The following is a 20,688-nucleotide window of genomic DNA, read 5'->3' on the forward strand; positions in this document are numbered from 1 at the left end:
GCGGGAAAAGGCTTCCTGCAATAGGAGATAAAGGAGAATTGTATATGGAAACAAAGAAATGGATGGAACAGGCAGAGGAGAATATTTTACATACATACAACCGTTTTCCGATTGTACTGGATCATGGAGAGGGCGTATACCTCTATGATATGCAAGGAAAAAACTATCTGGACTTTGCAGCGGGAATCGGCGTGCAGGCGCTGGGATATGGGAACAAGGAATATAACGATGCTTTAAAAACTCAGATAGACAAGCTGCTTCACACCTCCAACCTGTATTATAATCAGCCCACCATAGAAGCGGCGGAAAAACTCTGCAGAGCTTCCGGCCTGGATCGGGCATTTTTTACTAACAGTGGTACGGAAGCCATAGAAGGGGCGATAAAAGCTGCGAAAAAATATGCATATGCCAAAGATGGAACCACAGATCATGAAATAATCGCCATGGAGCATTCCTTCCATGGAAGGAGCCTGGGGGCCTTGGCTGTAACAGGAAACCCTCATTACCGGGAACCCTTTGAGCCGCTGCCAGGAATCGTGAAATTTGCAGAATACAATCATCTGGATAGCGTTGCTTCTCTGGTGAATGAAAAAACCTGTGCCATTCTGCTGGAAACCATTCAGGGAGAAGGCGGCATTTATCCTGCAAAAAAAGAATTTCTTATGGGGATAAAAAAGATTTGCCGGGAGCATGATATTCTTCTGATTCTGGATGAAATACAATGCGGCATGGGAAGGACGGGAACCATGTTTGCATGGCAGGAATACGGGATAAAGCCGGATATCATGGCATGCGCCAAAGCCCTTGGCTGCGGCGTTCCAGTGGGGGCTTTTGCGCTGACAGAACATGTGGCGGAATCTTCCTTAAAGCCCGGTGACCATGGAACTACTTACGGGGGAAATCCTTTTGTTGGCGCAGCGGTCAGCAAGGTGCTGGATATTTTTGAGGAGAAGAAGATTCTGGAGCATGTGCAGGAAGTTTCCGTGTATCTGAAGGAGCGGCTGGAAGAATTGAAGACAGAATACTCCTTCCTTACGGCAAGACGGGGCCGGGGGCTCATGCAGGGGCTGGAACTGGAATCCGCCGTGCCTGCAGGAGAGGTAAGCGCAAAGGCATTGGAGCAGGGGCTTATTCTGATTACTGCAGGACATAATGTACTGCGGTTTCTTCCCCCTCTTATCATTGAGCGGGAGCATGTGGATGAAATGACTGCAATCCTGCGGAATGTGCTGCAGGAATGTCAGCCGTAGAAGCTTCTCCTGGATGCGCGGTTTCATCTTTGTGAAATATCCTGATTTTTTGACGCAAAAGAAGCATTATGAGAAAAATTGTAGGAGAAATTGCCAAAAAAATGAGAAAAAGATAATGACAAATCGAAAAAAATCTTATATTATAATATTGTATCATTGCACAAGGAGGATATCATGGGAAATCAATTAGTGTGGCAGGATCGATTTAATATAGGAGTAGATGTAATTGACAAAGAACATAAGAAGCTTTTCAGTATTCTGAATAAGCTCTTTGCAAGCAAACGGCAGGATGAGAAGAGCAGATGGGCCTGTCAGGAAGGAATTAAATATTTCAGAGAGCATGCCATGAAGCATTTCGCAGAGGAAGAGGTCTATATGGCGTCTATCAGTTATTCCGGTTTTGAAACCCACAGACTGGTTCATGACAATTTCCGAAAGAATACCCTTCCCTCTTTGGAGAAGGAGTTGAATCAGTCCAATTATTCAGAGGAAGCCATCGACCATTTTCTGGGCGTCTGTGCCGGTTGGCTGATTGGACACACCCTGACAGAGGATCGTGCGATTACAGGGCGAGTTGAGAGCCGGTGGAGGGAGTTGCTTCCGGAAGAAGAGCAGGCAGAGATGCGGAGAATGATTCTTCAGCTTCTGGAGGATATGTTCCAGCTAAAGGCCCGGTTAGTCAGTGAGTGTTACGGCGGAGAACAGTTTGGAAAAGGGATTTACTATCGTCTTGTTTATGGTGCAAGCAAAGAGGAACAATGGGAGATTATGCTGGTTTTTGAAGAAAAACTGCTGATTCAGACCATAGGGAGCATGTTGGGGGCAGAATCTGAGGAAATGAGCGTTTTGGTGATGAATGCTGCCAGGTATACTGCACGTCAGTTTATAGAACGGATTCGGGAGCAGTTTCTGCCCTCTGATTTGTACGAGATAAAAGAAGAGAATCTCCTCAGTCACGAGCAGTTTGAGAAACGGTTTATGAGGGAGAAGCCTCAGTTCAGTCTGCTGTTTGACACAGGGAAAGGATATTTTGCTTTCTGTGCCATTGCGCCCCATTTAATTCAGGATGGGATGGGAGCGTCTTTGACGAATGTGGCGTCTATCCATGCAGGGAATGCAATGTCTGAGGTGGAAAAGTACCTGGACAGGAACAGTGAAAAGCAGAGGCAGATCAGCAGAAAGAAGAAATTGCTTGTGGTGGATGATTCTGAATTGATGCTGCAGGCAATGCGAGAACTTCTGGGAGAGGATTATGAGATTTCAGAGACCAATTCGGGGTTAGGCGCAATTCGCTGCATTACTTTAAACCGACCGGATTTGGTTCTTCTGGATTATGAAATGCCGGTTTGCGACGGCAGGCAGGTATTGGAGATGATCCGTTCTGAGAAGGAGCTTGCCGATATTCCGGTAATGTTTTTGACAGGCAGAGTAGATAAAGAGAGCGTTTCGAAGGTTATATCCTTAAAGCCGGCAGGATATCTGTTAAAATCGCTGCCTCCTGAGAAAATCAGAAAAGAGATTGACGATTATTTTAAAAAGAAAAGCAGGTAAGCAAACGGCAGAAAAGGGCAGCAGGTTTTCCTGTCTGTCCGGTATAAAAATTCCAATTATGGTATATCCTACATAAAAACAAAGCAGTCAGGAGGATTATCATGATTGGGATTTTTATTGCCCTTTTATCAGGGGCGCTGATGAGTGTTCAGGGAGTGTTTAATACAGAGGTAACTAAAGGAACCAGTATGTGGGTCAGCAATAGCTGGGTGCAGTTTTCCGCACTGGTGATTTGCCTGGTGGGATGGTTTTTTACTGACCGGACAAGTTTTGCAGGCATTCTTCAGATACAGCCCAAATATATGCTGTTGGGAGGCGTGATTGGCGCGTTTATCACTTATACGGTAATCAAAAGTATGGATGCCCTGGGGCCGGCCCAGGCAGTGATGCTGATTGTGATTGCCCAGTTAATTGTGGCGTATCTGATTGAGATGTTCGGTTTGTTCGGTATGGAGAAGCAGCCCTTTGAATGGCGTAAGGTATTGGGAATGGCAATCTGCATTGGAGGGATTATCCTTTTTAAATGGGAGTCCCGATAAAAAATTCTCAATATTTTTGAAATACTCTTGTAATATTTCGGGAAGTTCGTTACAATAGAAAAGATTCGTGAATAAGATTTTTCTCTTCTTGCGGGATTGGTTTTGTGAGATACAGATTGCAAGAGATGCAAAGGCATACAGTGAGAAGGGAGAAAAGTATGACAAAGAAAATCATCTTTTTTATGATGGCGGCGCTGCTGCTTGCAGGAGGCTGCGGAACGAATGAACCAGACAATATTCTGCTGGAGGAACCGGCGCAGGAGTTTTTGGATCGGGCGCCAGATTTGCCAGAGGAAGATCAGGAGCAGTCTGAGGGGCAAGAAAGCCGCACGATCTATGTTCAGGTGAGCGGTTCGGTGGCAGAGCCCGGTGTGTATGAGCTGGCTGAGGGCAGCCGGATCTTTCAGGCAGTGGAGCTTGCAGGCGGCGTTTTGGAAGACGCAGACCCAGGAAGGATCAATCAGGCAGAAGTCGTGCAGGACGGCCAGATGATTTATATTCCGGCTTATGGGGAGGAAGGACCTTCCCCGGGTGGAGTACAGCAGGAGGATGGCAGAATTAATCTGAACACTGCCACAGAAGCAGAGCTTATGACGCTTCCGGGAATTGGAGCGTCCAGGGCAGGAAGCATTCTGGGATTTCGGGAAGCCAACGGCGGTTTTTCCCAGGTAGAAGATTTGATGAAGGTAGAAGGAATCAAAGACGGTGTATTTTCAAAAATAAAGGACAGCGTTAAGGTTGATTGAGGTGCAGATTATGGCAAAGAAAGTTCTTGTAGTGGATGATGAAAAATTAATCGTAAAGGGAATCCGTTTCAGTCTGGAGCAGGACGGCATGGAGGTGGACTGCGCTTATGACGGAGAAGAGGCGTTACAGCTTGCAACGGAGAATACGTATGATATGATACTGTTGGATCTTATGCTTCCCAAAATGGACGGTTTTGAAGTATGTCAGCATATACGGGAATTTTCTTCCGTGCCTATTGTGATGCTTACGGCTAAGGGGGATGATATGGATAAGATTCTGGGACTGGAATATGGGGCGGATGATTACATAACCAAGCCCTTTAATATCCTGGAGGTGAAAGCGAGGATTAAGGCTATTATGCGCAGAACTTCGCCGAAACAGCCGAAAAAAGAGAAGTCCAAAGTGGTGGAAAATGGAGATTTGAAGCTGGATCAGGAAAGCCGTCGCTTGTTTATTCTGGGAAGGGAAATCAATGTAACTGCCAGGGAATTTGATTTGCTGGAGCTTCTGGTATTGAATCCCAATAAGGTATACAGCCGTGAAAACCTGCTGAATCTGGTGTGGGGACATGAATATCCGGGGGATGTGCGTACCGTGGATGTCCATGTGCGGCGTTTGCGGGAGAAAATTGAAGCCAATCCCAGCGAGCCTAAATATGTGCACACAAAATGGGGCGTCGGCTACTATTATCAGGGATAGGCGTAAGGGACGGAAATGAAAAAGTTGAAATTTTTACACAGCCTGAAATTCCGGCTGTTTTTGTTGATGGCGTTAATTGGAATCCTGCCGAATGTTGTGCTGCGGGTGGGAATTCTTGCCAGTTATGAGAGCCGGGCGGTATCTAACCGGAGCATTGACATTGCAGGGCAGGCAAAGATGTTGGGGAATCAGGTGATTACATACAATTACATCCAGGACCCCTCTGAGGAAATGATCAATGTTCAACTGGAGATGCTGTCCAATATTTACGACGGCAGGATTATGATTATCAACAGCAGCTTTCAGATTGTGAAGGATACCTATGGGTTGGATACCGGGAAGACTATTATTTCTGAAGAGGTAGTGAAAAGCTTTCAGGGAGAGGAAATCACCAAATATGATTCCAGGAACCGTTATATTGAACTGGCCATTCCATTGCGGAAAGCAGACTCAGACCAGAACCAGGGAGTTATGCTGGTCAGCGTTTCCACGGACAGCATTATGCTGAATTACGAGTATCTGAAAGACAACGCCCTGATTGTGGAACTGGCTATTCTGGCAGTAGTGTTGGGATTTGCCTTATTCTGGGCCAACCGGCTGGTTCGTCCTTTGGGAAAGCTGACCAAATATTTAGAGGAGGTTCAGGCGGAAGATGAGGAGCAGCTGATGATTTCTGATTATACGGAAACAGAGGCTATTTCGGAAGCTTTTAATGAGATTTGGGGCAAAATGCGTGTGATTGATGATTCCAGGCAGGAATTTGTATCCAATGTGTCCCACGAATTGAAAACGCCCCTTACTTCCATGAAGGTTCTGGCAGACTCCCTGCTGGCTCAGGGGGATGTCCCGGCGGAACTGTACAAAGAATTTATGGGAGATATAGCAGAGGAGATTGAACGGGAAAATAAGATTATCAATGATCTTCTGTCGCTGGTGAAAATGGATAAATCTGCCGGAACCTTGAATGTTTCTGTGGTAAATGTCAATGAGCTTCTGGAAATGATTATGAAGCGGCTAAGACCGATTGCAGAGCGGCAGAATATTGAACTGGTGTTAGAGAGTTTCCGTCCTGTCAGTGCGGAGGTGGATGAAGTGAAGCTTTCCCTCGCCCTTTCCAATCTGGTGGAAAACGCCATCAAATACAATAAGCCGGAGGGATGGGTACATGTATCCTTAAATGCAGACCACAAATATTTCTTTGTGCGGGTGGAAGATTCCGGAATTGGAATACCGGAAGAATCGCTGGAGCATATTTATGAGCGTTTTTACCGGGCCGATAAGTCCCATTCCAGAGAAATCGGAGGAACCGGCCTTGGCCTGGCCATTACAAGAGGCGCCGTTTTGATGCACCGGGGCGCCATCAAAGCCCACAGCAAGGAGGGAGAAGGGACCATATTCACTGTCCGCATCCCTCTGATGTATATTGTATAGGAGGATGGAATGAGAAGAAAAAAACAAAGTCTGTATCTGTTGCTTCTGGTTCTTTCCATTGCAGGGCTTGCAGGGTGTGAAAGGGGTCAGGAGGATTCTTCGGAATACAAGATTTTCTATGTAAATAAAGAGAATACAAAAACAGTTGCAAAAGGCTATGAGCCTATGGCGAAAGATGACAGGGGAATGATTCAGGAGTTTTTGGGCAGGCTTGTGGGAGAGGAACAGCAGGAGGATTACCGGCAGGCGGTGCCCAAGGATGTGAAACTGAAATCCTGGAAGCTGGAAAACGCCCAGCTTTATCTGTATTTTGGCAGCAGTTATATGGAAATGGACAATGTAAGCGAAGTGTTGTGCCGCGCTGCCATTGTAAGGACGCTGACCCAGGTAAAAGGGGTGGATTGCGTGTCGTTTTATGTAGAGGATTCTCCGCTGATGGATTCCAGCGGGAGTCTGATTGGCCTTATGACGGCGGAAACCTTTATTGAGAATCCCGGAGAACAGATCAATACCATCCAGACGGCCAGCATTACCCTTTACTTTTCGAATGAAGCGGGAACAGGGCTGATTCCGGAAGTACAGGAGGTACATTACAGCAGTAATATTTCTATGGAAAAACTGGTAATGGAGCAGCTTTTAAAAGGGCCTGAGGGCAGCCAAATGCGGTCTGCCGTTCCTGAGGGAACCAAGTTGGTAAACGTATCGGTGCTGGACGGGGTAGGATTTGTAAATCTAAATGAAGGGTTTCTCAGTCAGAATTATGAGATTGCGGAGCCTTTGGTGATCTATTCCATTGTAAATTCCCTGGCGGAGCTGCCAAATATTAATAAAGTGCAGATTTCTGTCAACGGAGACACTAATCTGACTTACCGGGAGAAAATGGACTTAAACACCATGTATGAAAGAAATTTGGATTATCTGGATGAAAGCGCCCGCTCCCAGGAAGCCCAGATAGAAGAAGGAGCGGAAAAAGTAGTGATAGAGGAGGAAACAGGTGACTAATCGTATGATTTGCTGCCTGGCAATTTCTCTTCTGATGGGAATTCTCTTTGGAAAGGAAGAAAATCTCCTGTTTGCGGCATGTTTTCTGTTATTTATCCTTGTTCTGGGCATTGCAGCAGGCAGAGACAGGAAGAAAGCATGGGAAAAACGCAGCCTTTCAGCAGAAGATACCGGCAGTCTTAGGAAGGCTGCCTGCTGTACAGCAGAAGATACCGGCAGTCTTAGGAAGGCTGCCTGCTGCACAGTAGAAGATACCGGCAGTCCCGGGGAATCTGCCGGCCGGCAGGAGTTTCGGTCAGCCGTATACTGGAAGCGGGGACTTTACGGGACAATTGTGTTTCGCAGCCTGTTTTGCCTGTTGGCATTCTGTGCCGGTTCTTCTCAGATTCAGGCGCAGCAGCAGGTGCGGGACAGTCTGGAAGCGGTACTGGAAGAAGGAGATCAAATAACCCTTTGGGGAGAGGTTCAAAAGAAAGAAGAGAAGGAAGAGCAGTATTTATATTATCTGACAGATACCCAAGTGGCGGCAGAGGGAAGCCTTTTCCCTTGTTATGGGATTCTTGTCTACAGTTCTAATCGGCATATCCGGCCGGGAAATATTCTGAAGGTTACCGGCAGCTATGCGCCATTTCAAATATCCCGCAATGAAGGGAATTTCGATGAAAAACAATATTACCAGAGTAAAAAAATAGAATTTCGTCTCTACGCAGAAGAGGAAACGCTGATTTCAGACAAGGAATGCAAAACAGCGGCGTTTCTGGAGAATCTTAGGCAAAAATTTTGCAGGGTATATCTCCGGTGTATGTCTGAAAAAAACGCTGGATTACTGGCAGATATGACGCTGGGGGATAAGAGCCTGCTGCAGCAGGAGGTGAAAGATTTATACCGGAGCGCTGGGATTTCGCATATTCTGGCCATTTCCGGCCTGCATGTGTCGTTGTTCGGTATGGGTATGTTTCGTTTGCTTTGCAGATTGGGCTGTCCCGGGAAGGTCAGCAGTCTTGCGGCTGTGGGAATTGCCGTTGCCTTCGGACAGCTTTCCGGTATGGAAATCTCCACCGTGCGGGCATTGCTGATGTTTGCCGTGAATATGGCGGCTTATCTTTTAGGGCGCAGTTACGATACGTTAACAGCGCTGGGATTAAGCGCCTGGATTCAGATGTGGGAGAATCCCTTTGTACTGAATTATGCCGGCTTCCTGTTTTCTTATGGAGCGGTATTGGGAGCAGCAGTGATTGCAGCGGCTCTGAAAGAACCTGGAGGAAAAGAGGAAAAGGATGCAGATAAGGAGGGTTTCCGGAAGGTTTTATTGGGGAGGGTTTTTCAGAAACGAAGCAGCAGGGAGAACAAGGATATAGAAAGAAAATCAAAGGAATGTAACTCTGTATGGAAAAAATGGGCGGGACGTTTTTGGGATTCTCTTTCTATCAGTTTCTGCATTCAGCTTGCAACATTGCCCCTTTCTCTGTATTTTTATTATGAAATTCCCTGTTACGGCATTCTGGTGAATGGGTGCATTCTGCCTTTTCTGGGGCTGCTGTTATCCCTTGGAGTGTTGGGGGCGTCTGCAGGAAGTATATTTCTGCCGGCAGGGAAAATCATTCTGCAGCCGGCAGAATGGATGCTGGCAAAAAGTGAATGGATTTGCAGGAAATCGTTAAAACTGCCCGGTGCGGTATTGACCGTTGGAAGGCCGGGAATAGCTCTGGCGGTGTGCTATTATGTGAGTTTGGCGGCAGCGCTGTACCTGTACCGAAAAAAGGGACGGAAGAAATGGCTGGGGGTTCTTGGAGCGGCAGTTTTCCTGATTTTATTTCTGCGTAAGCCCCTTCAATTTGAAATTGATGTGCTGGATGTGGGTCAGGGGGACGGCATTTTTATTCAGACAGAAGCCGGGGAGCATTTTTTTGTGGATGGCGGAAGCAGTGACGTTTCAAAAGCCGGAACTTACCGGATTCTGCCTTTTCTTAAATCAAGAGGTATCACTTCCATCCAGGGCTGGGCGGTAAGCCATGCAGACCAGGATCATATTAGCGGCTTAAAGGAATTGCTGGAAGAGGGATATCCCGTTGAAACTTTGATAGTGGCAGAGGGAATGGTCAGAGACGAAGCAGGGGAGGAATTGCTGATGCTGGCAGAGGACGCAGGATGCAGGATTCTTTTTGTTTCACCCGGAATGCGATTCGGAAGCGGGGAAGCAGTTTTTACAGTCTGGCATCCTCAGGCGGAAGGGACAGAGGACAAAGAGGATCGGAATGGGAATTCCCTGGTTCTCTCTTTGGAGTACCGGGATTTTACCGGCTTTTTTACCGGGGATATCGGCGTCAGCCAGGAGCGGCAGATGGTGGAGGCAGGGAGGATAAAAGGATGGATGGAACAAAAAGGAATCAGAGGGATTACTTTTTATAAGGCCGCCCATCATGGTTCTGACGGCTCTAACAGCCTGGAATTTCTAGAATTACTGTCTCCTGAGATTATCGTGGTTTCCTGCGGAAAAGGGAATTCTTACGGGCATCCGGGAGCAGAGGCAGTACAGAGGATGAAAGAAGCGGGAAGCCGGGTGGTGAGTACCATGGAGAGAGGGCAGATTTTGATTCGGCCCTTTCTGTAATCTATGTCTTTTACTGAATTGGGATAGGTATTGGAGAGAAATGGATAATTCCGACAGCGGAGGATAAAACCCGTGGAGGAAAATCAAACACGCCCCAGCAGGATGGCAGATGCCAAGCCTGCTGCGGCGTCGCTGATGTTCCACAATATACTATTTGTCGCCTGTGCAGTTCATATCTGTAATGCTGCAGGTTGTATCATCATCTTCGGTATTGCAGTTCATGTTTGTGATGCTGCAGGTGCTGTCTTTCTCTGCGTCGTCCCCCAGACAGTTCATGTCATTTAATCCGCAGGTCTTGTCGTCTTCGTTGGTCATTCCGTTCATGTTAGTAATATCTAAATTTTTGTTCTCCATGTTTTTCCTCCTCCTGTTATCAGGATAAAATATTCCCGAATGCATATGATAGATTTATTATATCCTGATTTCTTTTGGGTTACAAGTGGAAAAGAAAGGTTTTTGACACTTGCGATAATGTGTACAAGGTAAAATTAAAGTTGCTTTTTTGCCAAAAGAACTTTATAATTTATAGCAAAGAATAAAAGGAGGAACAGAGCGATGGAGCATATGATTAACCGAAAAGTAGAGGAGTTTCATGTATCTGCTTATGCAAAGGGAGATTTCATTGAAGTAAGTCAGGAGGATTTGATGGGACACTGGTCGGTGCTGTTTTTTTATCCGGCAGATTTTACCTTTGTATGCCCAACCGAATTAGGCGATCTGGCAGAACATTATGAGGAATTTAAAAAAGAGGGCTGTGAAATTTATTCTGTGTCTGAGGACACCCATTTTGTTCATAAAGCATGGGCAGACGCATCTGAGACGATTAAGAAAATCCAGTATGTGATGCTGGCAGATCCGGCAGGAGAGCTGGCGAGACAGTTTGGCGTGCTGGTGGAAAAAGAAGGACAGGCTTTGCGGGGAACTTTCATCCTGAATCCGGAAGGCGTAGTGAAAGCTTATGAGATTCACGATATGGGAATCGGAAGGAACGCTGCAGAGCTTTTAAGGAAAGTTCAGGCAGCAAAGTTCGTGGAAGAGCACGGAGATCAGGTATGCCCGGCAAAATGGCAGCCTGGCGAGGAGACCTTAAGCCCCAGTTTGGATCTGGTGGGAATGTTATAGGAGGAAGATGCATGGGTATAGATAAAATTGCTTCCAAAAGCAGCCTGATCACTCCAGAGCTGGAAGAACAGATGAAGGGCGTATTCGCAAAGCTGGAAGGTGAAGTTGAGCTTGTTTGCGTCATTGACCCTGAGGCCGCAGCGTCTGTGGAAATGGCGGAACTGGTGCGCCATATTTCGGATCTTACAGACAAGCTGTCCTGTCAGCTTTACGATCGGGAAGAAGCAAAGGAAAAACTGCCGGAAGCGGATGTCTCTCTTTTGCCTGCAACTGTTTTGCGCAGGCAGGGAAAATATACTGGAATTTCTTTTCACGGGGTAACCGGAGGGAAGGAACTGAATTCCCTGATTTTTGCCATTTATAATGCGGCAGGCCCCGGACAGGAAATGGACAAGCGGATGAAGAAGAAATTAGATAAGCTTACCCATAAAAGTGAAATCAAGATATTTGTTTCTCTTTCCTGCCACCACTGCGCCCAGCAGGTGATTACCTGCCAGAAAATGGCTGCGGAATGTGAGGCGCTGGAAGCCAGGATGATTGATGCAAGGCTGTATCCGGAGATGGTGGAGAAATACAAGATTGAGCGGATTCCCATGACAGTGATTAATGAGAAAGAGGTTCTGATGGGAAGCAAAAACATGGATGAGATTTATCAGGTTTTGCGAACCTATAAATAGAACCTTGTCGGCAGGTATTTATGAAAAGCATTGACGAAGACATTAAGAAGGGCAGTTTTCAGCCAGCCTATCTTCTGTATGGTGATGAAAGCTATCTGAAGCGGCAGTATAAGCAGAAGCTGCAGCAGGCATTATCTCCATCGGGAGATACCATGAACGTCGCTTATTATGAAGGAAAAGGCTGTAATCTCGGAGAGATTATTGATCTGGCGGAGACGCTTCCTTTTCTGGCGGATTATCGGTTGATTCTGATAGAAAACAGCGGCTGCTTCAAAGGGGCCTGCGAGGAACTGGCGGAGTATATGAAGCATGTTGCCGAGACCACTGTGTTTGTGTTTGTGGAAGAGGAAGTGGATAAGCGGAGCAAGCTGTATAAGGCAGTAAAGGGCGCAGGCCGGGCGGTGGAATTTGCCAGGCAGAAAGAAGGATTGCTGATACAGTGGATTCTCACACGGTTAAAGCGGGAAAATAAAAAGATCACCCAGCCGGTCATGCATCTCTTTCTGGAGAAAACCGGAAATGATATGGAAAATATTGACAGGGAGTTAGAAAAGCTCTTCTGTTATACGCTGGAAAAGGAAGTTATTTCAGCAGAAGATGTGGAAGCCGTCTGCACGGGGCAGGCCACTGGAAGAATTTTTGAGATGGTAAATTGTATTGCAGAGGGAAAGCGGAGGCAGGCGTTGGAATTGTACTATGATTTGCTTGCCCTGAAGGAGCCGCCCATGCGGATTTTGTTTCTCATTGCAAGGCAGTTTCAGATTTTGCTGCAGGTGAAAGAGCTTGGAGCGCAGGGATATGATCATAAGTTTATTTCATCCAAAGCGGGAATTCCGGAATTTACAGTAAGAAGAAATCTGTCACAGGCAGGCAGGTTTACTCCAGAGCAGTTAAAGCAGGCTGTTTTGCGCTGTGTGCAGGCGGAGGAAGATGTTAAGAGAGGGAACCTGAATGATCGGATGGCAGTGGAGCTGCTGATTGTGGAGAGTACGAAAGGCATATGAAAAAGGAGCCGACTGACGGTATCGGCTCCTTTTTTCCGCCTGAATGGCGGGAATTCATTCTAAAATTAATTAAGCAATATTGTTCACAGCTTTGGTTAAGCGTGAAACCTTTCTGGCTGCGGTGTTTTTATGATATACACCCTTGGAAGCAGCCTTGCTGATCTGAGAAATAGCGGCTGATAACGCCTTCTGTGCAGCTTCTTTGTCATTTGCTGTAACAGCAGCCTCTACTTTCTTCACGGCAGTCTTCACAGCAGATTTGATCGCTTTGTTGCGGGCTGTTCTAATCTCAGTTACTAAAATTCTTTTCTTTGCTGATTTGATGTTAGCCAATCCATTCACCTCCATTTTTTAAATGATTCTGATGACAATCCAATTGACTGTTTATGCGGAAAAAGGATTGCACTGCTTACAGTTGTTTCATTAAATCCGGACACGGACGTTCTAATGTAAACATACTCATATATTTTATCCCCTAATTTTCAGCCTGTCAATACATATTTCTGCATTTTTTTGTAAAAAATAACTATGCAAGTTTCAGAAGATGAGATTGTGACTGAAAACATAGTTTTGGAGGGAATATTATGAGTCAGTTTCAGGTGCGTACAGATTTGGCATTGGAGACCCGCGAGAAATTTGAAGAGGATCATGTGGAAATTAAAGGAGTGCGGGTGGAAGAGGAATGCAGAGAAGAATCGGAAATAAAGATTACCACAATGGTAATTGAGACGGAAAATGGGGCGAAAGCCATGGGAAAACCAAAAGGGACCTATATTACATTGGAAGCGGCTAATTTGGACAGCCAGGATGAGGACTATCACAGAGAGGTTTCTGTGGAGCTGGCAAGGCTGATTCGGAGACTGCTGCCAGAGGAAAAACATATCTTGTCAGTGCTTGTGGCAGGGCTTGGAAACCGTGAAGTGACGCCGGACGCCTTAGGGCCAAGGGTGGTGGATAATATGATGATAACCAGGCATGTGCTGAAGGAATTTGGCAAATACGCTTTTGGGGAGGAGGAAGTAAATGCAGTCAGCGGGATCGTTCCCGGCGTGATGGCCCAGACCGGAATGGAAAGCCAGGAAATTATACGGGGCGTAGTGGAAGAGACCAAGCCGGATGTGATGATTGCCATAGACGCGCTGGCAGCCAGAAGCACCCGCAGGCTCAGCCGCACCATACAGATTACAGACACGGGAATTAATCCTGGCTCTGGCGTGGGAAATCACAGACATGGACTGTCAGAAGAGACGGTAGGCGTTCCGGTCATTGCCATTGGCGTGCCTACGGTGGTGGATGCAGCCACCATTGTAAATGACACTATGCATACGCTGATTCAGGCCATGGAGGAAAACAGCCATTTGCAGACCTTAAGCACCGGGCTGAATGCATTAAATGAAATGGAAAAATATGAGCTGATCCGGGAACTGTTATCGCCCCAGCTCAATACCATGTTCGTAACCCCCAAGGATATAGATGAATCTGTCAAGCGGTTAAGTTTTACCATTTCCGAGGGATTAAACATTGCTTTTGCATAAAATTTTTCGTACAGGCATATACTTAACTATTCGTAAATGATGCAATAGGGAAACAGCTTGACGGGAATAGGAAAATGAGAAAAAAGTGGATGAAACGCAGATACTTTTACCCAGATGTAAAAGTGGCAGGCAGGAGAAGAAAAAAAACAGGAAAAGCCATATGTTTTTTTCTGTGCTGTTTCAGTCTCCTGTTTGTATTTGTGTGCTATCAGAATATGGCAGAAACAGGCCGGGCGCCGGCGTTAGAACAGATAGGGAATTATATCAGGGAAGAAATAGCCGTAGGCGCCTGGAAAAATTGTATGATGGTTATGGTAACGGATGAAAAGGAAGAAGAGCCTTCTTTGGGGAATTATATATTGGAAAAACTGGAGAAATTTTATCCCATATATGGATTCAGTGAAACCTTAACAGAATATGATACAGAGATCGAAAGTGATTTTACCAAGGAACTTCTGGCAGAGAATGGGCAGAAAGCCGGGAACGGAGAGGAGGCAAAGGGAACAAAAGAGAAGGGGGAAGAGACAGAAAAATCCGAAGAAACCAAAAAGGAGACGAAGAAAAAAAGCAAGAAGAAAAAGAAGGAAGAGACACAGACAGCGGCCAGCGACGCTTCCGGAAAAGTGCAGGAAATTTCCAGAGAGAAGCTGAAAGATTTTGATTATCTGGTGCAGAATTTTTATCAGATTGACCGCACGACCACCATAGACAGCAGCCAGCTGAATACAGACGTCCTTCTTGGAAAGAGCATGAAGCTGGAAACCGGAGCTGAGAATGTGCAGATTCTCATTTATCACACCCATTCCCAAGAAGGGTATGCGGATACCCCGCCGGGGGATACCAGCGCCGGAGTGGTAGGAGCGGCAGAATATCTGGCGCAGCTTTTGCGGGAGGAGTATGGATTCAATGTAATGCATCATACCGGCGAGTATGATGTGAAGGACAGGGATAACGCCTATTCTTACGCCGGCCCTGCGTTAGAGCAGATTCTGGCAGAAAATCCTTCCATAGAAGTGGTAATTGATCTGCACAGAGACGGAGTGGCAGAAACCACACATCTGGTAACGGAAGTAAATGGGAAGCAGACGGCCCAGATTATGTTTTTCAATGGTTTGAGCAGGACTACAGCAAACGGGGATATCTCCTATCTGGCAAATCCCTATCTTGAAGATAACCTGGCTTTTTCCTTCCAGATGAAGCTGGCGGCAGAGGAGTATTATCCGGGATTTACAAGGGCCAATTATCTGAAAGGCTACCGTTACAACCTGCATTACCGGCCGAAAAGCCTGCTGATTGAAGTAGGGGCCCAGACTAATACCTTTGAAGAGGCCAGAAATGCCATGGAACCTCTGGCATTTCTTTTACATAAAGTTTTATCAGAGTAAGGCTTATTATATAAGAAAAAGGATGAGGAACATGCAAGAGGATAAATCAGGAAAGGTACAGTTTATAAGCTTGGAACATCTGGCAGAAAAAAAGAGAAACAGCCGGGAGGAACTGCTGTTTCAGTCCATCCGAAAGCTGGAGCCGGTATATTGGTCCGGGGTGAGGATGGCGGAGGACTGTCTCTATGGCGCATTCAGCTTTCATGAAGGGCAGAATCCGGATGGCAGGGCCAGCATTGCTGCATTTTTGCTGGGGAAAGAAGGGTTTATCCTGGCAGTTTTAGAGGATGAAGGAGGAATCTTCCCCAGGAAGGAACTGTCTGGCATGGAGAATCATGATGCAGGAGGCACTGCCATGGAAGACACGCTGGAAAAACTGTTTGAGCGGCTGCTGGAACGGGGACAGCAGAAAACAGAGAAGATGGAACAATATCTGATAGAGATGGAACATGAGATTGTCAGCGGGAGAATCAGCCGTAACCGTAACCAAAATATTTTTGAATGCAAGCGGACACTAACTGTTTGGAAAAATGATTACGGACGGTTTTTAAACGTCGTAGAGGGGATTAATGGACTGGAACAGAAAAAGAATGAAGGGAAGGGGCAGGTTTTGACAGAGGAATCTGCCTGTTTTTTCCGCGTCTATGAGAATAAGCTGAAGCGGCTGACAGAAGAGACTCAGTTTCTTTACGAAGAGCTGGTGCATATCCGGGAGGCGCTGGACGCAGCTCTGTCCTATGAGCAGAACAGGATTATGAAGGTGTTTACCACAGTGACTACGATTTTTATGCCCTTGTCTTTAATTGCCGGCTGGTATGGGATGAATTTTACAGGAATGCCAGAGCTTGGCTGGAAATATGGGTATGCTTTTGCCGGGGGCTTAAGCATATTGGTAATACTGGCGTGCATCTGGTTCTTTAAAAAGAAAAAGCTGTTTTGAAAAGCAGTCCTGCGGACTTGGGATGCGGCTTACGGCTGAAACAGCGCCTGGAGAGCCGGAACAAGGAAAACTGCCGTAAAAAAAGATTGCGTATAGATCCCAGAAAGTATATACTGTTATAGGAAATATGAATTATCGGAAAACAGGAGGATGTGGATAAGATTATGGCAGCGATTGATCAAAGTAAAATCAGAAATTTTTGCATTATTGCACATATAGATCATGGAAAATCAACACTGGCAGATCGGATAATTGAAAAGACAGGGCTTCTGACCAGCCGGGAAATGCAGGCGCAGGTCCTTGACAATATGGAACTGGAGCGGGAGCGGGGAATTACCATCAAAGCCCAGACGGTCCGCATTGTGTATCAGGCCAAAGACGGAGAGGAATATATTTTCAATCTGATTGATACGCCGGGCCATGTGGATTTCAACTATGAAGTATCCAGAAGCCTTGCAGCCTGTGACGGCGCAATTCTTGTGGTGGATGCGGCTCAGGGAATTGAGGCCCAGACGCTGGCCAATGTGTACCTTGCCTTGGATCATGATTTGGACGTGCTTCCGGTGATCAATAAAATAGATTTGCCCAGCGCCCAGCCGGACCGTGTCATTGATGAGATTGAGGATGTCATCGGATTAGAGGCCCAGGACGCCCCTCAGATTTCTGCCAAAACGGGGTTGAATATTGAAGAAGTGTTAGAGCAGATTGTGGAGAAAATTCCTGCGCCTGGAGGAAATGCGGACAATCCCCTGCAGGCACTGATTTTTGATTCTGTATATGATTCTTATAAGGGCGTAATTGTATTCTGCCGTTTGAAGGAAGGAAGAGTAAAGCCGGGGACAACCATTCGGATGATGGCCACAGGGGCAATGGCTGATGTGGTGGAAGTGGGGTATTTCGGCGCAGGGCAGTTTATTCCCTGTGAAGAGTTAAGCGCCGGTATGGTAGGGTATATCACCGCCAGCCTGAAAAATGTCCGGGATACCCAGGTGGGAGATACTGTCACCGATGCAGGCAGGCCCTGTAAAGAGCCGCTGCCAGGCTATAAGAAGGTAAATTCCATGGTTTACTGCGGAATGTACCCGGCAGACGGGGCGAAATATCCGGATCTTCGGGATGCGCTGGAAAAATTGCAGCTAAATGATGCGGCGCTGCAGTTTGAGCCGGAGACCTCCATTGCGCTGGGGTTTGGCTTCCGCTGCGGATTTTTGGGATTGCTGCATCTGGAAATCATCCAGGAGCGGCTGGAGCGGGAATATAATCTGGATCTGGTAACCACAGCCCCGGGAGTTATTTACAAGGTGCATAAGACGAACGGAGAAGTGATTGAATTGACTAATCCCTCCAACCTGCCGGATCCTGCAGAAATTGAATATATGGAAGAGCCGGTAGTCAGTGCGGAGGTTATGGTGACCAGCGAGTACATAGGCGCCATTATGGATTTGTGCCAGGAACGGCGGGGAACTTATATTAGTATGGAGTATATGGAAGAAACCCGGGCGCTGCTGAGATACGAGCTTCCTTTAAATGAAATTATCTATGACTTTTTTGATGCGTTAAAGTCTCGTTCCAGAGGGTATGCTTCCTTTGACTATGAAATGAAAGGTTATGCCCGTTCCGAATTGGTGAAGCTGGATATTTTGATCAATAAAGAAGAAGTGGACGCGCTGTCCTTTATTGTTCACAGCGGGACGGCTTATGAACGGGGCAGGAAAATGTGTGAGAAGCTGAAAGAAGAGATTCCCAGACATCTGTTCGAGATCCCGATTCAGGCAGCCATCGGCAGCAAGGTCATCGCCCGGGAAACCGTGAAGGCTATGCGCAAGGACGTGCTGGCAAAGTGTTACGGCGGCGATATTACCAGAAAACGTAAGCTGTTGGAGAAGCAGAAGGAGGGAAAGAAGCGGATGCGCCAGATTGGAAATGTAGAGATACCTCAGAAAGCATTTATGAGTGTGCTGAAGCTGGATGACAAGTAAATTCTGATACAGGGATTCCTTAATGTTCGAAGCGTTGAGAATTACTGTACTCTTGTAAGGGCAGGGGTTTTGCCAAGGAACGATTTAAAAGTTATTTTTGAACAGTTCCTAACGAACATCAGGAAGATAAGGAGCTGCAACGATTAGAATGGAAAGTAAGCATAAGTTCCGGAAGGAACTGGAATTGTATCTTCATATCCCGTTTTGTGTCCGAAAATGTAATTATTGCGATTTTCTGTCAATGCCTGCGGAGGAAGAAGTCCGCAGGCATTATGTGAATTGCCTGCTGGAAGAAATCAGGCAGAAAGGCGGGCTGTGCAGGGAATATCAGGTATCCACTGTGTTTTTCGGCGGCGGAACTCCCTCCCTTCTGGCAGGGGTTCAGATTGCAGAGTTGATGGAAGCGATTGGGAATTCCTTTTCGGTGGCTTCAGATGCGGAAATTACCATAGAATGCAATCCGGGAACCTTGGACAGGCAGAAGCTGTTGTTTTATAAGAATGCCGGCGTCAACCGCTTAAGTATCGGGCTGCAGTCGGCATTGGACAGGGAGCTTCAGCTTCTGGGACGTATCCATACCTATGGGCAGTTTCTGGAAAACTACGATCTGGCCCGGAAAATGGGATTTGAAAATATAAATGTGGATTTGATATCAGCGCTTCCCGGGCAAAAAACAGAGGATTGGGAATATACTTTAAGAAAGGTACTGGAATTGCGGCCGGAACATATTTCTGCCTACAGCCTGATGGTGGAGGAGGGAACGCCCTTTTATGAACAGTATGGGCGGGATGAACGGTGCAGGGAACAAGGGGGACATCCATGTTATCTGCCGGAAGAGGAAACGGAACAGGAAATGTACCGCCTGGCCGGGCAGATGATGAATGAGAAAGGATACCGCCGTTATGAAATTTCCAACTATGCCAGGCCAGGCAGGGAGTGCCGCCATAATATCGGTTACTGGCGGGGAATTTCTTATCTGGGGCTGGGGATTGGGAGCGCTTCTTTGATGGAGCGTCTGAGATTTTCTAACATTGGCAGTATGGAGGAATATCTGGAACATTGCCGGGGGCTTGGAAAGGGAACATTATGTTTTGGCAGTCAAAGCGCCGGAGAGTTTTTAGGGGAGCAGTCCTTGGCCGGAATTCTTCAGAATGCGCCAGAACTTCTTAATGCAGAACAGGTGATTGCATTGGACAAAAAACAGCGGATGGAGGAATTTATGTTTCTGGGTCTTCGCATGACGGAGGGAGTATCCAGAAAGGAATTCAAAGAGAGATTCGGGGCGGAGTTGGAAGGGGTCTATGGGACTGTGCTGCAGAAGCTTTGCAGCCAGGGGATGTTGGAGCAGAAAGAGGGAAGAATTAGCCTGACAGAAGAAGGGATTTTTGTCAGTAATTATATTCTGAGTGAATTTTTGCTGTGAAAGAAGGAGAAATCTGGAAGTTTAGGATTTGCGGGGATAAAAAGGCATTGTGCTCAGAAGGGCAATGTGCTAATATGGGACAGGAAGAGGAGAGAGGATGAAACGGAATTATCAGAAAGAGCTGGATAAGATGATCGAACATCTGGGAAATCAGGATCAGGCGCCCCGTCTGCTGCTGCACAGCTGCTGCGCTCCCTGCAGCAGCTATGTGCTGGAATATTTGTCTCGGTATTTTCAGATTACCGTGCTTTATTATAATCCGAATATTTATCCGGAGGAGGAATATTTCAAACGGGTGGAAGAACAGAAGCATTTTATCCATCAGTTCTGGCAGAATGTATCTGGAGCAGCGGATCAGAAAAGTTATTTTAAGATTGAATTTCTGGAAGGAAAATATGAGACAGACAGGTTTTACCAGATGGTCCAGGGCATGGAACAGCTGCCGGAAGGAGGAGACAGATGTTTTCGATGTTATGAGCTGCGTTTAAGGGAGGCGGCCAAATATGCAAGGGAACTGGGAATGGATTATTTTACCACAACCTTATCCATCAGTCCTTTAAAGAATGCGGAAAAACTCAATGAAATCGGAGAAATGCTGGCGGAGGAATACGGGGTTTCTTATCTGGTTTCTGATTTCAAGAAGCGGGATGGCTATAAACGTTCTGCAGAGCTTTCCAGAGAGTACAATATGTACCGGCAGGATTATTGCGGCTGCGTCTTTTCCATGGAGGAGCGGCAGAAGAACAAAGAAAATAAAGAATGACGGGAAGCTGCATGTTTCCCTGGAGGAACG

At 46.5% G+C, this 20,688-nt stretch carries 19 protein-coding genes; 17 read left to right on the forward strand and 2 right to left on the reverse strand.

All coding sequences use genetic code 11. The features are described 5' to 3' along the window. Nucleotides 1-44 precede the first annotated feature (44 nt). The 8 genes from E5329_RS01690 to E5329_RS01725 all read left to right on the forward strand — a co-directional run bounded on the left by E5329_RS01690 (nucleotide 45) and on the right by E5329_RS01725 (nucleotide 9,830). Entirely contained in the window at nucleotides 45-1,250 is a 1,206-nt protein-coding gene (locus E5329_RS01690) for an aspartate aminotransferase family protein (protein WP_135987848.1), read from the forward strand. Between the two features lie 174 nt (nucleotides 1,251-1,424). After that, nucleotides 1,425-2,801, forward strand: a complete 1,377-nt coding sequence (locus E5329_RS01695; protein WP_135987849.1) for a hemerythrin domain-containing protein — start codon at nucleotides 1,425-1,427, stop codon at nucleotides 2,799-2,801. Between the two features lie 101 nt (nucleotides 2,802-2,902). After that, a complete protein-coding gene (locus E5329_RS01700) occupies nucleotides 2,903-3,340 on the forward strand; it encodes a DMT family transporter (protein WP_135987850.1) in 438 nt (145 codons plus the stop codon). Between the two features lie 158 nt (nucleotides 3,341-3,498). Continuing rightward, a complete protein-coding gene (locus tag E5329_RS01705; protein ID WP_168356478.1) occupies nucleotides 3,499-4,086 on the forward strand; it encodes a helix-hairpin-helix domain-containing protein in 588 nt (195 codons plus the stop codon). A 10-nt stretch (nucleotides 4,087-4,096) separates the two neighbouring features. Beyond that, nucleotides 4,097-4,786, forward strand: a complete 690-nt coding sequence (locus E5329_RS01710; protein WP_135987852.1) for a response regulator transcription factor — start codon at nucleotides 4,097-4,099, stop codon at nucleotides 4,784-4,786. Nucleotides 4,787-4,801: 15 nt separating this feature from the next. After that, on the forward strand, nucleotides 4,802-6,217 hold the full coding sequence (locus E5329_RS01715) for a sensor histidine kinase (protein WP_135987853.1): 1,416 nt from the start codon (nucleotides 4,802-4,804) through the stop codon (nucleotides 6,215-6,217). 9 nt (nucleotides 6,218-6,226) lie between these two features. Further along, on the forward strand, nucleotides 6,227-7,219 hold the full coding sequence (locus E5329_RS01720; protein ID WP_135987854.1) for a GerMN domain-containing protein: 993 nt from the start codon (nucleotides 6,227-6,229) through the stop codon (nucleotides 7,217-7,219). Beyond that, a complete protein-coding gene (locus tag E5329_RS01725; RefSeq protein ID WP_135987855.1) occupies nucleotides 7,212-9,830 on the forward strand; it encodes a ComEC/Rec2 family competence protein in 2,619 nt (872 codons plus the stop codon). Before E5329_RS01720 ends, E5329_RS01725 begins: the two co-directional genes overlap by 8 nt. Nucleotides 9,831-9,980: 150 nt before the next feature. Here E5329_RS01725 and E5329_RS01730 read toward each other — a convergent pair whose 3' ends face one another. Then, complete coding sequence (locus tag E5329_RS01730) at nucleotides 9,981-10,184, reverse strand: hypothetical protein (protein WP_135987856.1); 204 nt, start codon at nucleotides 10,182-10,184, stop codon at nucleotides 9,981-9,983. Between the two features lie 201 nt (nucleotides 10,185-10,385). On the opposite strand from E5329_RS01730, the gene ahpC reads away from it, so the two are divergent. The 3 genes from ahpC to holA are packed head-to-tail and all read left to right on the forward strand — an operon-like array spanning nucleotide 10,386 to nucleotide 12,633. Further along, on the forward strand, nucleotides 10,386-10,952 hold the full coding sequence (gene ahpC, locus E5329_RS01735; RefSeq protein WP_135987857.1) for an alkyl hydroperoxide reductase subunit C: 567 nt from the start codon (nucleotides 10,386-10,388) through the stop codon (nucleotides 10,950-10,952). Between the two features lie 11 nt (nucleotides 10,953-10,963). After that, a complete protein-coding gene (locus E5329_RS01740; RefSeq protein ID WP_168356479.1) occupies nucleotides 10,964-11,629 on the forward strand; it encodes a thioredoxin family protein in 666 nt (221 codons plus the stop codon). Nucleotides 11,630-11,649: 20 nt separating this feature from the next. After that, on the forward strand, nucleotides 11,650-12,633 hold the full coding sequence (gene holA, locus E5329_RS01745; protein ID WP_135987859.1) for a DNA polymerase III subunit delta: 984 nt from the start codon (nucleotides 11,650-11,652) through the stop codon (nucleotides 12,631-12,633). A 69-nt stretch (nucleotides 12,634-12,702) separates the two neighbouring features. On the opposite strand, the gene rpsT is transcribed toward holA, so the two are convergent. Then, nucleotides 12,703-12,981 (reverse strand): 30S ribosomal protein S20, encoded by a 279-nt coding sequence (gene rpsT, locus E5329_RS01750; protein WP_135987860.1) that lies wholly within the window; start codon nucleotides 12,979-12,981, stop codon nucleotides 12,703-12,705. A gap of 236 nt (nucleotides 12,982-13,217) precedes the next feature. Here rpsT and gpr point away from each other — a divergent pair, with 236 nt between their 5' ends. The 6 genes from gpr (at nucleotide 13,218) to E5329_RS01780 (ending at nucleotide 20,658) form a co-directional block, all read left to right on the forward strand. Next, nucleotides 13,218-14,168 carry a GPR endopeptidase gene (gpr, locus tag E5329_RS01755; protein ID WP_135987861.1) on the forward strand — a complete coding sequence of 317 codons (951 nt, stop codon included), beginning with the start codon at nucleotides 13,218-13,220 and terminating at the stop codon, nucleotides 14,166-14,168. Nucleotides 14,169-14,242: 74 nt separating this feature from the next. Then, nucleotides 14,243-15,553, forward strand: a complete 1,311-nt coding sequence (locus E5329_RS01760) for a stage II sporulation protein P (RefSeq protein ID WP_135987862.1) — start codon at nucleotides 14,243-14,245, stop codon at nucleotides 15,551-15,553. 31 nt (nucleotides 15,554-15,584) lie between these two features. Beyond that, nucleotides 15,585-16,493: a CorA family divalent cation transporter gene (locus E5329_RS01765; RefSeq protein WP_168356480.1), complete on the forward strand. Its 909-nt coding sequence runs from the start codon at nucleotides 15,585-15,587 to the stop codon at nucleotides 16,491-16,493. A gap of 164 nt (nucleotides 16,494-16,657) precedes the next feature. Next, nucleotides 16,658-18,472, forward strand: a complete 1,815-nt coding sequence (gene lepA, locus E5329_RS01770; protein ID WP_135987898.1) for a translation elongation factor 4 — start codon at nucleotides 16,658-16,660, stop codon at nucleotides 18,470-18,472. A gap of 148 nt (nucleotides 18,473-18,620) precedes the next feature. Next, nucleotides 18,621-19,895 (forward strand): radical SAM family heme chaperone HemW, encoded by a 1,275-nt coding sequence (gene hemW / locus E5329_RS01775; RefSeq protein WP_135987864.1) that lies wholly within the window; start codon nucleotides 18,621-18,623, stop codon nucleotides 19,893-19,895. A 97-nt stretch (nucleotides 19,896-19,992) separates the two neighbouring features. After that, nucleotides 19,993-20,658 (forward strand): epoxyqueuosine reductase QueH, encoded by a 666-nt coding sequence (locus E5329_RS01780; RefSeq protein ID WP_135987865.1) that lies wholly within the window; start codon nucleotides 19,993-19,995, stop codon nucleotides 20,656-20,658. The last annotated feature ends 30 nt before the right edge of the window (nucleotides 20,659-20,688 follow it).

Source organism: Petralouisia muris (assembly GCF_004793545.1).
Classification (GTDB): Bacteria; Bacillota; Clostridia; order Lachnospirales; family Lachnospiraceae; genus Petralouisia; species Petralouisia muris.

What these genes read in the sequence shown, in the direction of transcription:
- gpr (WP_135987861.1), top strand. Translation starts at nt 13,218, where the DNA reads ATGAGTCAGTTTCAGGTGCGTACAGATTTGGCATTGGAGACCCGCGAG.
- hemW (WP_135987864.1), top strand. Translation starts at nt 18,621, where the DNA reads ATGGAAAGTAAGCATAAGTTCCGGAAGGAACTGGAATTGTATCTTCAT.
- E5329_RS01720 (WP_135987854.1), top strand. Translation starts at nt 6,227, where the DNA reads ATGAGAAGAAAAAAACAAAGTCTGTATCTGTTGCTTCTGGTTCTTTCC.
- E5329_RS01765 (WP_168356480.1), top strand. Translation starts at nt 15,585, where the DNA reads ATGCAAGAGGATAAATCAGGAAAGGTACAGTTTATAAGCTTGGAACAT.
- rpsT (WP_135987860.1), bottom strand. Translation starts at nt 12,981, where the DNA reads ATGGAGGTGAATGGATTGGCTAACATCAAATCAGCAAAGAAAAGAATT.
- ahpC (WP_135987857.1), top strand. Translation starts at nt 10,386, where the DNA reads ATGGAGCATATGATTAACCGAAAAGTAGAGGAGTTTCATGTATCTGCT.
- E5329_RS01710 (WP_135987852.1), top strand. Translation starts at nt 4,097, where the DNA reads ATGGCAAAGAAAGTTCTTGTAGTGGATGATGAAAAATTAATCGTAAAG.
- E5329_RS01780 (WP_135987865.1), top strand. Translation starts at nt 19,993, where the DNA reads ATGAAACGGAATTATCAGAAAGAGCTGGATAAGATGATCGAACATCTG.
- E5329_RS01705 (WP_168356478.1), top strand. Translation starts at nt 3,499, where the DNA reads ATGACAAAGAAAATCATCTTTTTTATGATGGCGGCGCTGCTGCTTGCA.
- E5329_RS01700 (WP_135987850.1), top strand. Translation starts at nt 2,903, where the DNA reads ATGATTGGGATTTTTATTGCCCTTTTATCAGGGGCGCTGATGAGTGTT.
- lepA (WP_135987898.1), top strand. Translation starts at nt 16,658, where the DNA reads ATGGCAGCGATTGATCAAAGTAAAATCAGAAATTTTTGCATTATTGCA.
- E5329_RS01695 (WP_135987849.1), top strand. Translation starts at nt 1,425, where the DNA reads ATGGGAAATCAATTAGTGTGGCAGGATCGATTTAATATAGGAGTAGAT.
- E5329_RS01740 (WP_168356479.1), top strand. Translation starts at nt 10,964, where the DNA reads ATGGGTATAGATAAAATTGCTTCCAAAAGCAGCCTGATCACTCCAGAG.
- E5329_RS01715 (WP_135987853.1), top strand. Translation starts at nt 4,802, where the DNA reads ATGAAAAAGTTGAAATTTTTACACAGCCTGAAATTCCGGCTGTTTTTG.
- E5329_RS01690 (WP_135987848.1), top strand. Translation starts at nt 45, where the DNA reads ATGGAAACAAAGAAATGGATGGAACAGGCAGAGGAGAATATTTTACAT.
- E5329_RS01760 (WP_135987862.1), top strand. Translation starts at nt 14,243, where the DNA reads ATGAGAAAAAAGTGGATGAAACGCAGATACTTTTACCCAGATGTAAAA.
- E5329_RS01730 (WP_135987856.1), bottom strand. Translation starts at nt 10,184, where the DNA reads ATGGAGAACAAAAATTTAGATATTACTAACATGAACGGAATGACCAAC.
- holA (WP_135987859.1), top strand. Translation starts at nt 11,650, where the DNA reads ATGAAAAGCATTGACGAAGACATTAAGAAGGGCAGTTTTCAGCCAGCC.